At 69.3% G+C, this 16,215-nt stretch carries 18 protein-coding genes; 5 read left to right on the top strand and 13 right to left on the bottom strand.

Features of this window, described 5'->3' with window-relative positions; genetic code table 11:
• Window positions 1–123 precede the first annotated feature (123 nt).
• Window positions 124–1,482, top strand: coding sequence for a cryptochrome/photolyase family protein (locus tag BLU77_RS16420; protein WP_089774124.1), 1,359 nt, complete (start codon window positions 124–126; stop codon window positions 1,480–1,482).
• Between the two features lie 51 nt (window positions 1,483–1,533).
• On the opposite strand, the gene BLU77_RS22180 is transcribed toward BLU77_RS16420, so the two are convergent.
• The 4 genes from BLU77_RS22180 to BLU77_RS16400 form a co-directional block, all read right to left on the bottom strand.
• Window positions 1,534–2,214 carry a hypothetical protein gene (locus BLU77_RS22180; protein ID WP_089774123.1) on the bottom strand — a complete coding sequence of 227 codons (681 nt, stop codon included), beginning with the start codon at window positions 2,212–2,214 and terminating at the stop codon, window positions 1,534–1,536.
• A gap of 99 nt (window positions 2,215–2,313) precedes the next feature.
• Complete coding sequence (locus BLU77_RS16410) at window positions 2,314–3,153, bottom strand: hypothetical protein (protein WP_089774122.1); 840 nt, start codon at window positions 3,151–3,153, stop codon at window positions 2,314–2,316.
• A gap of 38 nt (window positions 3,154–3,191) precedes the next feature.
• Complete coding sequence (locus BLU77_RS16405; RefSeq protein ID WP_089774121.1) at window positions 3,192–3,734, bottom strand: DUF421 domain-containing protein; 543 nt, start codon at window positions 3,732–3,734, stop codon at window positions 3,192–3,194.
• An 84-nt stretch (window positions 3,735–3,818) separates the two neighbouring features.
• Window positions 3,819–5,327 (bottom strand): amidohydrolase, encoded by a 1,509-nt coding sequence (locus BLU77_RS16400; RefSeq protein ID WP_089774120.1) that lies wholly within the window; start codon window positions 5,325–5,327, stop codon window positions 3,819–3,821.
• 128 nt (window positions 5,328–5,455) lie between these two features.
• On the opposite strand from BLU77_RS16400, the gene BLU77_RS16395 reads away from it, so the two are divergent.
• Complete coding sequence (locus tag BLU77_RS16395) at window positions 5,456–5,920, top strand: SRPBCC family protein (RefSeq protein ID WP_089774119.1); 465 nt, start codon at window positions 5,456–5,458, stop codon at window positions 5,918–5,920.
• Between the two features lie 93 nt (window positions 5,921–6,013).
• Here the strand turns inward: BLU77_RS16395 and BLU77_RS16390 are convergent, their stop codons facing one another.
• Window positions 6,014–6,406, bottom strand: a complete 393-nt coding sequence (locus BLU77_RS16390; RefSeq protein WP_089774118.1) for a winged helix-turn-helix transcriptional regulator — start codon at window positions 6,404–6,406, stop codon at window positions 6,014–6,016.
• Between the two features lie 120 nt (window positions 6,407–6,526).
• On the opposite strand from BLU77_RS16390, the gene BLU77_RS16385 reads away from it, so the two are divergent.
• Together BLU77_RS16385 and BLU77_RS16380 are read left to right on the top strand one after the other, a co-directional pair.
• On the top strand, window positions 6,527–7,384 hold the full coding sequence (locus tag BLU77_RS16385) for an SDR family oxidoreductase (protein ID WP_089774117.1): 858 nt from the start codon (window positions 6,527–6,529) through the stop codon (window positions 7,382–7,384).
• A gap of 49 nt (window positions 7,385–7,433) precedes the next feature.
• A complete protein-coding gene (locus BLU77_RS16380; RefSeq protein ID WP_089774116.1) occupies window positions 7,434–8,462 on the top strand; it encodes an LLM class flavin-dependent oxidoreductase in 1,029 nt (342 codons plus the stop codon).
• 86 nt (window positions 8,463–8,548) lie between these two features.
• Here the strand turns inward: BLU77_RS16380 and BLU77_RS16375 are convergent, their stop codons facing one another.
• Window positions 8,549–9,046: a GNAT family N-acetyltransferase gene (locus BLU77_RS16375; RefSeq protein ID WP_175477163.1), complete on the bottom strand. Its 498-nt coding sequence runs from the start codon at window positions 9,044–9,046 to the stop codon at window positions 8,549–8,551.
• Between the two features lie 70 nt (window positions 9,047–9,116).
• Window positions 9,117–9,641, bottom strand: a complete 525-nt coding sequence (locus BLU77_RS16370; protein ID WP_089774114.1) for a MarR family winged helix-turn-helix transcriptional regulator — start codon at window positions 9,639–9,641, stop codon at window positions 9,117–9,119.
• A 29-nt stretch (window positions 9,642–9,670) separates the two neighbouring features.
• Between BLU77_RS16370 and BLU77_RS16365 the strand changes: the two genes are divergently transcribed.
• On the top strand, window positions 9,671–10,420 hold the full coding sequence (locus BLU77_RS16365; protein ID WP_089774113.1) for an SDR family NAD(P)-dependent oxidoreductase: 750 nt from the start codon (window positions 9,671–9,673) through the stop codon (window positions 10,418–10,420).
• 18 nt (window positions 10,421–10,438) lie between these two features.
• On the opposite strand, the gene BLU77_RS16360 is transcribed toward BLU77_RS16365, so the two are convergent.
• The 6 genes from BLU77_RS16360 to BLU77_RS16335 form a co-directional block, all read right to left on the bottom strand.
• Window positions 10,439–10,873: a type II toxin-antitoxin system VapC family toxin gene (locus tag BLU77_RS16360; RefSeq protein WP_089774112.1), complete on the bottom strand. Its 435-nt coding sequence runs from the start codon at window positions 10,871–10,873 to the stop codon at window positions 10,439–10,441.
• A complete protein-coding gene (locus tag BLU77_RS16355; RefSeq protein WP_089774111.1) occupies window positions 10,870–11,112 on the bottom strand; it encodes a hypothetical protein in 243 nt (80 codons plus the stop codon). The genes BLU77_RS16360 and BLU77_RS16355 overlap by 4 nt, the downstream gene beginning before the upstream one ends.
• 79 nt (window positions 11,113–11,191) lie before the next feature.
• Window positions 11,192–12,028 (bottom strand): CPBP family intramembrane glutamic endopeptidase, encoded by an 837-nt coding sequence (locus BLU77_RS16350; RefSeq protein ID WP_175477162.1) that lies wholly within the window; start codon window positions 12,026–12,028, stop codon window positions 11,192–11,194.
• Between the two features lie 103 nt (window positions 12,029–12,131).
• Complete coding sequence (locus BLU77_RS16345; RefSeq protein ID WP_089774110.1) at window positions 12,132–13,103, bottom strand: LLM class flavin-dependent oxidoreductase; 972 nt, start codon at window positions 13,101–13,103, stop codon at window positions 12,132–12,134.
• A gap of 197 nt (window positions 13,104–13,300) precedes the next feature.
• Window positions 13,301–14,650, bottom strand: coding sequence for a sn-glycerol-1-phosphate dehydrogenase (locus BLU77_RS16340; protein ID WP_089774109.1), 1,350 nt, complete (start codon window positions 14,648–14,650; stop codon window positions 13,301–13,303).
• The gene (locus tag BLU77_RS16335; protein WP_089774108.1) at window positions 14,647–16,215 is read right to left on the bottom strand and encodes an FGGY-family carbohydrate kinase; all 1,569 of its coding nucleotides are present in this window, start codon (window positions 16,213–16,215) and stop codon (window positions 14,647–14,649) included. Before BLU77_RS16335 ends, BLU77_RS16340 begins: the two co-directional genes overlap by 4 nt.

Genomic DNA, 16,215 nt, shown 5'->3' with positions numbered 1-16,215 from the left:
CGTGGCATGAGCCTACGACGGCCGCGATCGGCTGCCGATGGGCAGGAGTGCCCCACGATCGGCCCGGGCCCAGGGCTCCTGAGCCTCGAGACAGGCCCAGGCTGACAATGCAAGACTCCTCCCGTGACCGCCCCCACCGTGCTCTGGCTGCGCCACGACCTGCGCCTCGCCGACAACCCAGCTTTGCTCGCCGCCGTCGACGCCGGCGCCCCGGTGGTGGTGCTGTATGTCCTGGACGACGTGACGCCCGGGGTGCGTCCGCTCGGTGGCGCCTCCCGCTGGTGGTTGCACCACAGCCTCACCGAGCTCGGTGACCGGTTGGCACGGCGAGGCGGAAGACTGGTGCTACGGCGGGGCAGCGGAACCCACGTGGTGCACGAGGTGGTGGCACAGACCGGGGCGAGCACCGTCGTCTGGAATCGGCGTTACAGCCAGGGTGGGCGCGCCGCGGACGCCGGGCTGAAGGAGAGCTTGCGTGCCCACGGGGTGCACGCGGAGAGCTTCCACGCGAACCTGCTGTTCGAACCCTGGACCATCCAGACCGGAGCGGGGAAGCCGTACCAGGTGTTCACGCCTTTCTGGCGGGCGTGCGTGAACGGGCCGCCACCACGGGACCCGCTGCCCGCACCCAAGCATGTGCCTGCACCGGCCGATCCGGTGGCCTCGGACCGCCTGGACGACTGGGAACTGCTGCCCACGCGACCGGACTGGGCCGGCGGCCTGCGCGAGAACTGGACCCCTGGGGAGAGGGATGCTCGCCGACGCCTGGAGGAGTTCGCGACGGACACCCTGGCCGCGTACGGGCTGCGGGACGAACCGGCACGCGAGGTCACCTCCAGGCTCTCCCCGTCACTGGCGTTCGGGGAGATCAGCCCGTTCCAGATCTGGCACCGAATGCACGAGGCCTTGTCGACGGCGGCACACCAGCAACGAGGCAAGTTCCTCAGCGAGGTGGGCTGGCGGGAGTTCCACCACCACGTGGCCTTCCACGCGGAGGATCTCGCAACCGTGAACGTGCGGCGCCGGTTCGACGACTTCGGCTGGGAGACACCGGGGGACGAGGAGCTGGACCGGTGGCGCTACGGACGCACCGGGATCCCCCTGGTGGACGCGGGGATGCGAGAGCTGTGGCACACCGGGTACATGCACAATCGAGTGCGGATGGTGGCCGCCTCGTTCCTGGTGAAGAACCTGCTGGTGGACTGGCGCGTCGGCGAACAGTGGTTCTGGGACACGCTCGTGGACGCCGACGAGGCGAACAACCCCGGAAACTGGCAGTGGGTGGCGGGCTCGGGCGCCGACGCCGCGCCCTACTTCCGGATCTTCAACCCCCGCGCCCAGGCCGACCGGTTCGACCGCGACGGTGAGTACGTGCGCCGCTGGGTGCCCGAGGTCGGCACAGGCGACTACCCCGAACCCATGGTCGATCTGGCCCAGTCGCGCCGGGACGCGCTGGAGGCGTACGAGCAGATCCGACGGTAGTGCGAGGGCCCCGGGCGGTCATCCCGGGGCCCTCGCCACGCTGCCCTGAACTCAGACCTGGGCGATCGTCAGCTCGGAGAGAGCCACAACCTGGTCGACCTGACCGCCCTCGCCCGCGATCATCACCTGGAACACGCCCCCATCCACCTGGGAGAAGGCCACCACGGTCGGCAGGCTCATGTTCTCGCCGGTGACTGTCGCAGCGCGCGTGGCGCCGGCGACGGTAACCTCTTCGGGCTCGCTGGCGTCGGAGTAGGACGAAGTGGCCGCCTCGACGTTGCTGTCGAAGTCGCCGCCCATCGGGATCCACTGGATCAGCACGCTGGCGGCGGCCCCGTCGGTCGCGGCGAAGGTGCACATCTGCGAGCCCATCATCTCCTCGCCTGACCCCTCACTCACGGTGAAGCCGACGATCCCACTCACCTCGTCGGCCGTGACCGCGGCGCACGGGTCGAAGTCCTCGGCCGGTGCGACCGCACCAGCGTCCGCCGCTTCGTCACCGCCGTCCTCGGTCTCCTCAGAGGTGTCTTCCGTGGTGTCCTCGTCGGTGGCTGCGGCCTCCTCCGCGCCGCCGTCACCCTCATCCGCGCCGCTCTCCTCCGAGCTTTCCTCGGTGGTGGTGTCCGGCTCCTGGGTCTCCTCGGCGTCACCGCCACACGCGGTCAGCGCGAGCAGCATCCCGAGCCCCGTCGCGGTGGCGAGGTGGCGGGTGCGCGTCGTGAACGTCTTCATGATCTCTCCCCTCCGGGCCGTTGATCGACCCGGGTACGTGTTGGCGGATCGAACCTAGCGAGGTCCGGCGCGATCATGAATGGGCAGAACTTCCCGCCCTCAGTTGCAGCCAGAGACTCCCGGCGGCAGTGCGCGTGCGTGCAGGTCCGCGCCGGCATCCCCGAGGCCATCGGTCACGGCATAGGTCCAGGCGTCGATGGCTCCTTCGTCAGCGAAGGCTCCGCACCCGGCGTCCCCGAGCAGCTGTTCCGCCGTCGGACCCGGCCAGGTGGAGGGCAGCACCGCACCATCGGGCATCTCACCGTCGAGCTGGACACCAGCCACGGGCACCTCGTCGCCGGTGATCACCAGGTTCACCCGGAGCAGGTCGGTGACCTCCCGCAGCTTGTCGCGGGCGCGACGTTCGGACCACTCCAGGCCTTCGGTGAAGCCCAGGTCGTAGGCGTGCACCTCCACCGATGCCGAGGAGATGCCGTTGTCGTAGCGCAGGTAGGTCCACTCCTGGCCGGAGAGATCGACCCGCCCGAACTCGGGACCGCCGAACATCGCCCCCTCGGCACGTTCACGCAGCTCGGTCACCGCGCACGGGAGCAGGTAGCCGGAGACCCACGGGCTTCCTGTCGCAGGGGCGGCGGTCGCGTCGGGCGAGGCGGACTCAGCCGCGGCGGCGGCGGCGCGCACATCAGCGGCGCTGGACCCGTCGGGGGCACGGACCACCACGCCGTCGGAGTAGACCACGGTGACCAGGTCCCAGGCACTGGTGCCCTCGGCCACGGTGAGCAGTGCGCGGGCTTCACCGGGCGCCGTCGTGGGGGCGGACTCCCCCTCGCACGCCAACGGTTCGTTCGGCTCGAGGCCGATCACGGAGCAGCTCGCGAGGCTAGCCGTCAGGGCCAGCACACCGAGCACGCTCCCCAGGCGTGCGGACAGACTGTGCATGCGACTGAGCCTAGCGGCCGACAGCCCGCCGATATCGCCTAACGGAGCAGCTCGGGCGGGATCTGCTCGGCGCCGCGGACCCCCTCGAGCAGCTCGGGCTCGATGCCGTCACCGCGGCGGAGCACGCTGATCGCCCCGGATGGTTCGAAGATCACCGCTGCCACCTCGTTGCGGTGCCGGACCCCGGCCTGCCGGAGCCTCGATGCCAGCTCGTGCTGGACCACGTGGCATCGCTTCATGTTCTCCTCGATCACGGTGGCGCCGGCCATCAGCAGCACCGGAGGCACCGCGACCGCATGGTGCCCGGAACGGGTCACTCGGATCATGCCCGCGATCGCCTGGAGCAGGATCAGCGTGGCGAGCGCGAGCACACCTGCTGCGAGCCGGGGCACCTCACCCAGGCTGGCCCGGCCGATGATCGCACCGAAGGCGACCACGGCGGCGAGGTCGTAGCTCGACATGGTGGCGAGCATCCGCTGACCGAGCACCTTGACGAGCACCACCATGGCGACGTACATACCGACGGTGCCGAGCACGACGGCGAGCGCCTCCGTCGGTGTGATCAACAACAGGTCGTTCATGACTCCCTCTCCGCGCGTACGCTCGACCACCGTAGCGAGCAGGGGATCGGCGCGCCGGGGTATCTCAGCACCCGACGGCGCAGCTCACCAGGTCCGGTGCGTCCAGCGGCCGCCGAGCAAGGTGCCGAGAACTTCCATGGTTCGCAAGGCGGACGGATCGCAGCGCAACGGGTCCTGTGCCACGAGCACCAGGTCGGCGACGTCCCCTTCATGCACGGTCCCGCGGGTCGCGGTGCTCGCGGTCAGCGCCTCGGCGAGGGTGATCCGCTGTTCGGGGTGCCAGGGCTCGCGGCCGTCGCGAGTGCGGGTGACGGCCGCGCCGATCGCTGCCCAGGGGTCCAGCGGTGCGACCGGGGCGTCGGAGCCGAGGGTGATCGATGCCCCGGCATCGAGCAGGCTCCGGGCCGGGAACGCCCACTGCGTGCGGCCGGGCCAGTACTCCTCGGCGATGTCCCGGTCGTCCATCGCATGCTCGGGCTGCATGCTGGCGGTGATACCGAGTGCGGCGAACCTGGGCAGATCGTCGGGGTGCACGAGCTGGGCGTGCTCGATGGTGCTGGTCAGTGCCGGCGCTGGGGCAGCGCTAGCCGCGTAGGCGTCCAGGGCGGCGGTCACGGCCGCGTCACCGATAGCATGGACGGCGGTGCTCAGGCCCGCGTCCCGGGCGCGGGTGACCAGGTCGGTGAGCGTGTCGACGTCGTACTCCAGGTGCCCGACATCCCCGTGTTCACCGTCGTGCCCGGCCACCAGGCCGCTGTACGGGTCGCGGCAGCACGCCGTCCGGGTGTTGAGGGAGCCGTCCGCGATCACCTTCAGCGGTCCGACCGTCGCCAGGCCGGCCGCATTGAGGGCGTCGCCGGAACGCAGACCGGCATCGATCACGGCATCCAGCCGGTCCGGGTAGAAGCCGGCCCGGACCCGGAGGGCGTCCACGCCATGGTCGATGCGCTCCGGCCAGGTGGCGATGTTGTCGGCCATCTCCACGTCCATGATGCCGACGACGCCGCGCGCTGCGGCAGCGTCGGCGGCCCGGCGCAGCGCACCGACGTCGCTCTGCTCGCCTTGGCCTGCCTCGTCGAGCCGCCGGGAGGTGGTGAACCACTCGGCCTCGCGCACCACGCCGTCCGGGTCCGGATGCACGCCGAGCCACCGGGCGGCGGCGGTGGACAGCCAAGCGCAGTGCAGATCCCACGCGATGAGCACCACCGGGCGGTCACCAGCCACGGCGTCGAGGGCCTCCTGGGTGGGCGGTTCGGGCCAGGTGGCGTCCCGGAAGCCGTACCCGACGAGCGGTTCGTCGAGGCGCGGTTGGGCACGGACCAGATCCAGCACGGCGCGGGCATCGGTGGCTTGGCTGAGGTCGAGGCGCTCCCGCCGCAGCGCCCACTGCCGGAAGTGCACGTGGTGGTCCCACAGGCCGGGCAGCAGCACGGCGCCGTCGGCGTCGATCGGCTCGACGGGGCTGGAGCTGGAGGGATCAACGGTGCCGGTGGGTGCGATCCGCGCGACCCGCCCATCGGTGATCAGTACGTCCAGCAGATCGTCGCTGCCCGGGCGGCGCACGCGCCGCAGCAGCAGGGGCGGTTCACTCACCCGGGAACCCTAACCCCGGCGCCTCTGACACACCTCCGGCAGACTGAGTCACCGCCGCCCTGGGTCAGACTGCGCTCGGTATGTCAGATACGGGGCGGGGCGAGCGGGCGCACTGGCACACTGCACCTATGCCCGTCGTGCAGGCCGAGGTGACCGTCGATGTCGACCCGGCGACAGCGTTTGCCGTGTCCCAGACCACGGGAGAGGTGCGCCTGCGCTGGGACCCGTTCATCCGCCGTCAACAGTTCCTCGACGGCGCCACGGCACCGGCGAAGGGAGTGCGCACGCTGACCGTGCACCGCAGCAGGCTGCGGATGGTGAGCGAGTACGTCTCCTACGCGCCGCCGCGCAACGTCGGGATGCGGATGCTGGGCGGGCCCTGGTTCTTCTCGCACCTGGCCGGTGGGTGGCGCTTCGAGGCGGCAGGCTCCGGCACCCGGGCGGTGTGGAAGTACTCCTTCTCCTGCCGGCCCCGCTGGCTCGCCCCGGTGGCCGAACGGATCGGCACCTGGGTGCTCGGACGGGACGTACGCCGTCGGATCGACGGATTCGCGGCGGGCTGTGCCGACCCACAGGTGCTGGACTCGCTCTGATCCTCAGAACGAGCCCACCCGTTTGCGAGGGTGGCATGAGTGTCGAGATCGTGGCGATCTGCGACATTAAGGCCACCCAGCGCGGGCCGGGCGTCAGTGGTCGGTGGACGTCGCGTCGGCATGTGCAGCCACCCAGCGCAACAGCGGCACAAGGTGGCCGGCCAGCTCCCGGCCCGGGTCGGTCAGGCTGTAGTCCACCCGGGGCGGGATGGTCGGGCGAGCCTCGCGGAGCACCAGGCCGTCGCTCTCCAAGGTGCGCAAGGTCTGGGCGAGCATCTTCTCGCTCACCCCGTCGACGGCGCGGCGCAGCTCACCCCAGCGCAGTGTGCGGCTGGTGAGGGCGACGAGGACGAGCACGCCCCACTTGCTCGTGACGTGGTCGAGAAGGGTGCGGGTCGGGCACTGCTGGGTGAAGGTTCCCGATCCGAGATCGAGGACCTGCGCGATGACCGAATTTGGGCTCGTGACCTGGGTACTTACCTTCATATCAGTACCTTACTGATAAGTGGGTACGGCGGTTTGGGAAGTTACCTCAGGGCGAACTGGTTCACAGAGCAGCAGGTCCCGCCATCCGGGCGGGACGCTCGAGGAAAGGACTCATCCGTCATGACCATTGCCGTCACCGGAGCCTCCGGCCACCTGGGCCGACTGACCGTGCTTGCCCTGCTCGACCGTGGGGTACCTGCGGGTGAGATCGTCGCCATGGCACGCCGCCCCGAGTCCGTCACCGATCTGGCCGATCGGGGGGTGCGCACCGTCGTCGCCGACTACGACGACCCGACCACCCTGAGCACCGCGTTCGTCGGCGTCGAGACGCTGCTGTTGGTCTCCGGGAACGCAATCGGTGAGCGGGCACGCCAGCACGGCAACGTCATCGACGCCGCCGTGAGCGCGGGCGTGCAGCGGATCGTCTACACCTCAGCACCGCACGCCGACACCTCCGCCCTGGTACTCGCCCCCGAGCACAAGGCTACCGAGGAGCTGCTGGCAGCCGCCCCGGTCGCCACCACGATCCTGCGCAACAACTGGTACACGGAGAACTACACCGATGCCGTCGCTCGCGCAGGTGAGACCGGCGAACTCGTGGCCTCGGCAGGAACCGGCAAGGTGGCGAGCGCGACCCGGAAGGACTACGCCGAGGCTGCTGCGGCCGTGCTCAGCACGGACGGGCACGCGGGCGCGATCTATGAACTCGGTGGCGACGTGGCGTGGACGCACGACGACCTCGCAGAGGCAGCGTCCGCCGTCGTGGGGCGCGAGGTGACGTTCCGGAACCTGACGCCGGCCGAGCACGAGGCGACCCTGCGCGAGGCCGGGCTGGACGAGGGGACGGCCACGTTCGTCGTCGCACTGGACCAGAACATCAAGGACGGGCTCCTTGCCGAGGTGACCGGCGACCTGACCCGGCTGATCGGGCGGCCGACGACGCCGCTCGCGGACGGGCTGCGTGCGGCACTGGCATAAGTCAGCATTCACCACAGGACTGACCCAAGACGGGAGGCACGACACCCAGATGAACGCGCGAAAGAACATCGGCTTCCTGTCCTTCGGACACTGGAACCCGCATCCCACCTCCGCCACCCAGACCGCGGCGGACGCTCTGCTCCAGAGCATCGACCTCGCGGTCGCCGCCGAGGAGCTGGGCGCGGACGGCGCATACTTCCGGGTGCACCACTTCGCTCGGCAGCTCGGCTCGCCGTTCCCGCTGCTGGCCGCGGCAGGCGCAAAGACGAGCCGCATCGAAATCGGCACCGGCGTCATTGATATGCGGTACACGAACCCGCTGGCCTTCGCCGAGGATGCCGGAGCAGCGGACCTGATCGCAGGCGGAAGGCTCCAACTCGGGATCTCACGAGGGTCTCCGGAGCAGGTGATCAACGGCTGGCGATACTTCGGCTACGAACCCGCCGAGGGCGAGTCCGACGCCGACATGGCGCGCAGGCATGCCGGGGTCGCCCTGGAGGCGATCTCGGGAAAGCAGTTCGCGCAGCCGAACCCGCGGCCGATGTTCCCGAACCCTCCGGGAATGCTGCGCGTCGAGCCGTACTCGGAGGGCCTGCGCCAGCGCATCTGGTGGGGCGCAGGTTCCGATACCACGGCGCGCTGGGCGGCGCAGCAGGGGATGAATCTCATGTCCTCGACGCTCAAGGACGACGAGTCCGGTGAGCCATTCCACGTACAACAGCGTCAGCAGATCGAGGCGTTCCGCGCGGAGTGGGCGAAGTTCGACCACGGCTTCGAGCCGCGGGTGTCGGTATCACGGTCGATCTTCGCGATCGTTGACGACCAGGACCGGCGCTACTTCCTCGGAAGTGGGGACCGCAACGACCAGTTCGGGTACATCGAGAGCACGCGATCGGTGTTCGGCCGCGCGTACGCCGACGAACCCGAGACTCTCGTCGAGCAGCTCCGAGGCGACGAGGCGATTGCAGCGGCGGACACGGTACTGCTCACGGTGCCGAACCAGCTCGGCGTTGACTACAACACTCACGTTCTTGACGCGATCCTCACGCACGTCGCGCCTGCGCTCGGTTGGCGCTGAGGAGATCTCCAGGAGCGCCGGGCACGCCGACACACGCGGACCAGGCCGTTGCAGGACGTCGATCCTCACCCTCAGTTCCGCGCCCCCTAGGAAAGGTACCGGCACATTTCTGCATGGGGGATGGAGACCCCGCGGACCATGTTGTCCGGGCGATCGGCAATCACTGTGAATCCGAGGCGTTCGAACGTCGGCTGAGCGCTCCGGCTGGCAAAGGTCCGCAGTTCGGTGAACCCACGGGAACGCGCGTCGTACATGGTGGCGGTCAGCAGGGCGCGTGCGATACCCCTGCCGCCTGATCGCGGATGAACGAACAGCATGTCGACCAGGCCGTCCGGGAGCAGGTCCGTGAAACCCACGACGGTGTTGTCGACCTCTGCGACGAGGGTCGACGCCTCTCCTCGCCGCCTGTCCCAATCATTCAGGTCGGTCGGAGCGGGGCCAGCCCATGCTTCCACCTGGCCCGGTCCGTAGACCGACGAGGCCGTCTGACGAATCGCGGCCTGGAAGACGGCGTAGGTCGCCGCGGCGTCATCAGGAGAGCGATATGCGCGAATATCACACGGCAGTGGCGGCGCGGTCGACACCGCCGCAATCTACACCGCTGCCGCCCGCCGTGGACGCGACACGGCGGCACCGCCGTGACTCGGGAGACCCCTACGCGTCGTTCCTGTGCTCGAGCCCTGCCATGAGCCGCCGCAGCAAGTTCCCGAGCCGAGCCACTTCCCGCTCGTCGAGCCCCGCCACCAGCTCCGCCTCATGCTCGAGCAGGTCACCGACCACGGCATCGATCCGCTCCCGCCCGGCATCGGTCAAGGTCACCTCGACAGCCCGCCCATCGGCACCCGCTCCGCGGCGCCGCACCACCCATCCGTCCCGCTCGGCGCGCGACACCCACTGCGAGACAGCTCCCGCACTGACGCCGGCCCTACGGGCGATCTCCGAGGGAGCGAGCACATAGGGATGGCCCGCCCGGCGCAGGGTGGCGAGCAGGCTGCGCGTCGACACTTCCATCCCGAGGCGCTGCATCGTGGCGCGCCGATCGTTCTCGAGCAGGTGAGCGATCCGCCAGATCCTCGTGATCACGCCAATGGACTCCACCGGAGCGCCCGGGAGCTCTCGGCGCCACGCCTCGGCGATCTCGTCGACGGCGTCGCGCGCCTGTTCGTCCTGTGCCATCATAGAACTACTTTAGCCCTAAAGGAGGAGAGATGACGAACTCTGGACGCATCGCCGTCGTGACGGGTGGAGGAACCGGGATCGGGCGCGCCATCGCCGCCGATCTGGCCGCCTCCGGGCACGACGTGACCATCGTGGGACGCCGACCCGACGTGCTCGAGCGCACCGCCGCCGAGCTCGACGTCCGTGCCGTGGCAGCCGACCTCGAGGATCCAGCGGACATCGCGCGCCTCGCCGACGCCCTCCCCACGCGCATCGATGTCCTCGTCGCCAACGCCGGCGGGAACCCCACGGTGACCGACAGCGACACGACGGACGACCACCCCGTCGAGGCAGCTGCCCGGCGAACCGCCACCACGTGGACGGCGACGTTCACACGCAACGTGCTGACCGCCGTCGTGCCGGTGACCGTGCTGGCCGACCGCCTGGCTGAGGAGGGCCGCGTGGTGGCCATCGGGTCCATCGCCGGCGCCCAGGGCAGCGGCGCCTACGGGGCGGCGAAGGCGGCACTGGAGTCGTGGGTCGTCGGACTCGCGCGCCAACTCGGCCCCCGCCGCATCACGGCCAACGTGGTGGCGCCGGGCCTGGTGACGGAGACCGAGTTCTTCGGCGATTCCATGTCCGTCGAGCGCCGCGAGCGGCTGGTCGCCGCCACGATGACCAAGCGCGCGGGCCATCCGGAGGACATCGCGGCCACAGTGGCGTTCCTGGCATCCCCACAGGCCGGCCATGTCACCGGTCAGGTGCTGCACGTCGACGGCGGAGCCACCCACCGCCAGTAGCCTCACCCGGCGAGGTGGTCAGCCGGCGAGCGGGTTGTGGGTGGAAAGTTCGGGGAAGTAGCTGAAGTCACGATCGGCGGTCCAGAGGGTGTCGACACCGTGCGCGAGACAAATCGCCGCAATGCGGGCGTCATGCACCTTTGGGCCCACCACCTGCGCCGCCGAGAGGAGTCGAGTGAGGACCTCGGGGTACTCCGACGTTTCGCCGAGCAGCAAGACGCCGGGAAGGGTCCGCAGATCCTCGACCGCGCCGAGCGCCTCGCGCGGAGGCGTCGCCGGCCGGTAGATGCGTGGGTGGGTGACGATGGCCAAGAACTCGTGCACACATGGCCATGGCACCACCCAGCGGCGCCGCGAACGGACCAGCCCCTCGAGCGCCTCACGACTGCGTTCGTGATGTGCCGAGTCCAGCCGATGTGCGTACACCAGCAGATTGGTGTCGACAGCGATCATCGCGACAGGCCGTAAGAGAGCTCGATCACCTCAGCGGGGTCGAGCTCGGGATCGAGCCCGTCTCCACCGAACGAACGAAAGACGAGCCCGGATGGCGCCCCCTGCTCTCTCTGCTCCCACCGCTCGAGCTCGCTGTACAAGCCGTCGATCATGAGCTCACGCATGGTGACTCCTCGCTCGCGCGCCGCAGCTCGCACGCGACGCACCAGCGGGTCCGGGAGGTCGATCGTGGTCTTCATATGCTCACCCGTATCCGTCGATATGGGCACCCATACTAGGTCCCGTCACCGACATCCGGAAGTGGCGACGCGAGGCCCCTCACCCCACCAGGAAGAAGCCCATCACTCCGGGGTTGTGCGCATGCACGATCGAGAGGAACACCACCACATCGAACAGCAGGTGAACGATCAGCACGTAGGTGAGCGAGCCGGTCTTGGTGAAGATCCACCCCTGCAGAAGTGCAAACGGTGCGGTGAGGAGCGGCCCCCACTCCCGGTAGCCGAGCTCCCACAGGAACGAGACGAAGATCGTCGCCTGCAGCAGGTTCGCCAGCCATACCGGGAAGTGCCGCCGCAACAGCGCGAAGCAGGTGCAGATGAAGAACAGTTCGTCCCAGGTGCCCACGAAGTTCACGCCGACGAAGAAGCGGGCCAATTCGCTGCCGTCGGTGATGTACGGCCAGTTCAGGTAGGTACCGGAGGAGATGAAGTAGAACGGCAGGATCAGCCAACCCAGCAGTGGTACTGCCACCAAGTAGCTCTTCTCCAGGCGGGACCACTTCTGCCCGGTCCGCCACGGGAACCGGATCGCGTGCCGCCGGTACACCAGCCGATCGATCAGCGACGGCGCAAGCACCGCGAGCAGCAGCACGATCCCGATGGTGAAGAACCGGTCCCAGTGCACGTCCGCCTCGACCGACGTGATCGAGACAATCGCGATGCCGATCCCGATCAGGCTGAGGTCCTTGCCCAACTCACGGGAGACCCACCAGGCCGCGGCAAGGCTTAGCACCAGCAGGCCGTGCCCCCAGCCGGGCAGCATCAGTCCGAACAACAGGAACGCAGAGAGCGAGACCCCGACGGCGGGGAGCACCGTAGTCAGGGAGAGCGCAGCTCGATCGGTGGTCGGGAGGGAAGTCGGCAGGTCCGCGGGCACCTCACCAGCATGCCAGCCCACCAGCCTCACTCCGCCGCCGAACGCAAAGTTGTGCGGCCCTCTTCACCGAAACGCCGCATAGAATTGCGTTCGACGTGAGGTGCTAGAAGGCCTCCGCCACGATCTCTGCAGCCCGCACCCGCTCGGCCACCCCGTCGGCGTGCAGCGCCACCATCAGCTCGTCGGCGTCGGCGTGGGTGGCGAAGGACCGCAGGTACTCGGCCACCTCGCCCTTCGTCCCGACCGCCGTGTAGCGCATCATCTCCAGCAACTGGCGGCCCTGCGGTGAGGCGAGCACCATGTCCGCCTCGTCATCGGTGACCGTGCGTCCAGGTGGCAGCAACAGGCCCACCCGGCGACGCTGCGCCGTCAGGAGCTGATCGGCGGCCTCGGCCGAGGTGTCCGCAGCCACCACGCCCACAGCGGCGATCACGTACGGCTCGGCCAGCTGCTCCGACGGCGTGAACTCGGCCCGGTAGGTGGCCACTGCCTGCTCCAGTGCCGCCGGCGCGAAGTGCGAGGCGAAGGCGTACGGCAGCCCGAGCTTGGCGGCAAGCTGGGCACCGAACAGCGAGGATCCGAGGATGTACAGCGGCACATTCGTCCCGATCCCCGGGTAAGCATTCACGCCCTCGATCGTGGTGCGTCCGCGCAGATACCCGTCGAGCTCGGCCACATCGGCCGGGAAGCTCTCCGCCGAACGCGCGTCCCGCCGCAGCGCCAGCATCGTGTTCTGGTCAGTTCCGGGGGCACGCCCCAGGCCGAGGTCGATCCGGTCCGGGTGCAGGGTGGCCAGGGTGCCGAACTGTTCGGCGATCACCAACGGCGCATGGTTGGGCAGCATCACGCCACCCGCCCCGAGCCTGATCGAGCTCGTGTGCGCAGCCACATGCGCGATCAGCACACTGGTGGCCGAAGAGGCGATCGCCGGGTTGTTGTGGTGCTCGGCATACCAGACGCGCTCGTAGCCCGCCTGCTCCGCGGCTCGGGCGAGCGCCACCGTCCCGTCCAGACTCTCCCGGGTGGTCTGCTCCCGTCCGACGACGGCGAGATCGAGCAGGGAGAGAACGGACATGAGTGACCTTCCGGGAGCAGGTGGCGTGGATCAACTGGCACAGATGCACAACGCACTGGCCCGGTCATGTCATTCCGTGAGAAGGCACTCGCAACGCGGCGAGTGCGGCCGATCTCGCCTATATCTCAGGGAATGAGCGAATTCGGCGGCACTCGCGCTGGGGGTGGGGGTGCCGGTGGCGGGGCGGTAGAGCGGGGTCAGGACCAGGGGCGCTCGGCCCAGAACCCGCCGTCGGCGAACAGCTCGTCCACGCACTCGGTCAGCAGGCCCGTCTCGAACAGCAGGTCCAGGAGCGTGTAGCGGCTGCGGATCGCCTGGGCCCGGAAGTACGTCTCCCGGAACCGGCCGGCATCCACGCCGATCTGCGCCGGATGCGTCACCGCACCCACCACATCCAGGATCCGCTCGATCTCGGCGGCCGGGAGCAGCTGCTCGCGCACCCGCTCGGCGATCTGCGGCCACTTCTGCTGCACCAGTGCGAGCCGCTCGCGCAGCTGCTCGGCCTCCAGGTGCTTGGCCCTGCTCTGCGCCACGGTCGCCTCGACCAGGTCGTCGGGGAAGGTGGCGCGGATCTGGGCCTCCCGCTCGGACCAGCTCGGCCACGCCGCAACCGCTGCCTCCACGTCCACACCCGCCAGATCGCGCCGGAGCACCACCTCGTACAGGGCACACAGCGAGATCGTCCCAAGTCCCACCTTCATCCCGTGCGAGAGCGGCGGCTCGTCGTCCATGCCGAGCTTCTCCATCTCCCACAGGTGGGAGAACTGGTGTCCCGCTCCCGACGCGGGCCGGGAGGACTGGTAGGCCTGCATGCTCAGCCCGGACATGATCAGCCCCTCGGTGAGCCCGGAGATCGCGTCGGTATCACCGTCACGCAGGCCTTCCGGATTGCTCAGCGACGCGCGCAGGGGGCCCTGCACCAGGTCCCACACCCCCTGCTCGATCGGCTCGATCCCGAGCTCGTCGGCGATGATCCAGTCCGCACCGGCGGGCACCTTCTCGATCAGGTCGCCCACCCCGGTGGCGGTAAGCCGCGGCGGCGCGGCGGCGAGAATCCGCTGGTCGGCCACCAGACCAGCCGGAGCCGGGCAGAAGATGGTCTGCTTGAAGCCGTCCTTGGTGATCGATGAGCCGTATGCGGTGTATCCGTCCATCGAGGCCGCGGTGGCCACGTTCAGATACTCGCGCTCGAGCTCCCCGGAGGCCAGCTTGGTGAGGTCGTTGAGGGTGCCGGAGGCGATGGAGACCGCGATCGCATCGAGCGGACGCAGGTGCTCGCGCAGCGTCGAGACGTTCTCATAGCTGGCGTACAGCGTGGGAACCCCGGGGAAGACGTACGGCTCCACCAGCGGAACCCCGGCCGCCTCCAGCGACGAGGTCACCGCGGCACCGGCCACCGCCCAGGTGTTCTCGTCGGCCACCACGATCGCCGTGCGCGTGCCGAACAGCTCGGCGTACACGGCGCCGGTGCTTTCCAGCACGTCGGTACCGATCGCGATCGCGCGGGTGTCGGTGGCGTCGGCGAGGGCTTGGTCGATGAGACTCATCGTTCTCCTTGGTCAGCGAGCGCGTGCATCGTGCCGCGCAGCAGCGGATAGGTCTGGGTGTAGGCGTCCACGTACGGCCGGTAGGCGTCGTGGCGCCCGGGGTCGGGTTCGATCACGACGGCGGTGCGCACCATCGCGTCGGCCGCCTCGCTCACGCTCGGGTACAGTCCGGCAGCCGTGGCCGCGAGGATCCCGGCACCGAGCACGACGGCGTCACTCACCTCGGTCAGCTCGATCGGCACCCCGGTCACGTCGGCATGCATCTGCATCCAGTCCGCGCCCTTGGTCGCGCCACCGCAGGCCACGATCGTCTCGACGCTCAGGCCCGCCTGCCGCATCGTGCGCAGGTTGTGCTCGCTGCCGTAGCAGACGGCTTCCTGGATGGCCCGGTACAGGTGCTCGCGGGTGTGCCGCAGGCTCATCCCCCACAGGATCCCGCGTGCCCGCCCGTCGGTGTACGGCGTGCGGTTGCCCTGGAAGTACTCGTTCATCACGAGCCCTTCCGCCCCGGGAGGCAGATGCGCGGAGCGTTCGTTCAACAGATCAAAAGCACTGCAGGCGCTGCCCGTATTCTCGGCCGTTCGCGTCTCGGCCTCGGCGACCACATCCCGGGCGAAGTTCTCCACGAACCACTTCAGCACCGAGCCGGTGGAGACCTGCCCCGCCTCCACGGTGTATTGCCCGGGCATCACCGCGTCGGTGTAGGCGCCGAAGAAGCCGGGGCCATTGATCGGTGCGGCGCTCTGTCCGGTGAGCACGTGCGAGGAGCCGGTGATCAACGCCATCCGGCCGGGTCGGAGCACGTTCAGCCCGATCTGCCCGGCCCACGCGTCGCCACAGCCCTGCGCCACCGGGGTACCGGCGGGCAGGCCGAGCTCAGCGGCAGCGCCCGCGGTGAGGCCACCCACTCTCGTGCCCAGGTCGACCACCCGTTCCGGCACCTTCGCGAGCGCAGCCTCAGCACCGACGTCGTCGTAGAAGTCTCTCGGCCACCCACCGGCGTCCCTGTTGTGGAACATCCGCAGGGCGGCGGTGTTGATGTTCTGTGTCCACTCGCCAGTGAGCCGGTGGGTGAGCCAGTCGGGCGCATCCACCAGATAGTCGGCACGATCGAACAGCTCCGGCTCGTTCTCGGCGAGCCATGCCGCCTTGAAAGGGAACCACTCGGCGCTGGCTGGTGCTGCGCCGTCACCGATGTATCGCACGGCGACCGACGACGATGTGGCGGCGCGGCCTGCCTGCTCCACCGCGCGCACGTCCATCCACAGGATGGCGTCCGCCAGGTGCTCGCCACTGGCGGCCATCGGCACCACGGTCATGGTGGTGGCGTCATACCCGATCCCGATGATCTGCTCGCCGCTCACGCCGGTCGTTCGCAGCACTTCCGCGGTGGCCGACCGCAGCGCGGACCACCACTCATCCGGGCTCTGGGTGGCCCAGCCGGGGCGGGCATGCGTGGTGGTGTACCCCGTGCTGGCCACGCCCACGATCCGACCTGCTGCATCGATCACGGCAGCGCGGCAGCTCTCCGTACCGAAGTCGATGCCGAGCAGGTAGCCGGTCAT

The organism is Ruania alba (genome assembly GCF_900105765.1).
GTDB lineage: Bacteria > Actinomycetota > Actinomycetes > Actinomycetales > Beutenbergiaceae > Ruania > Ruania alba.
Note: the sequence above shows the minus strand (reverse complement) of the source record. Positions and strands in the feature narration are given on the sequence as shown.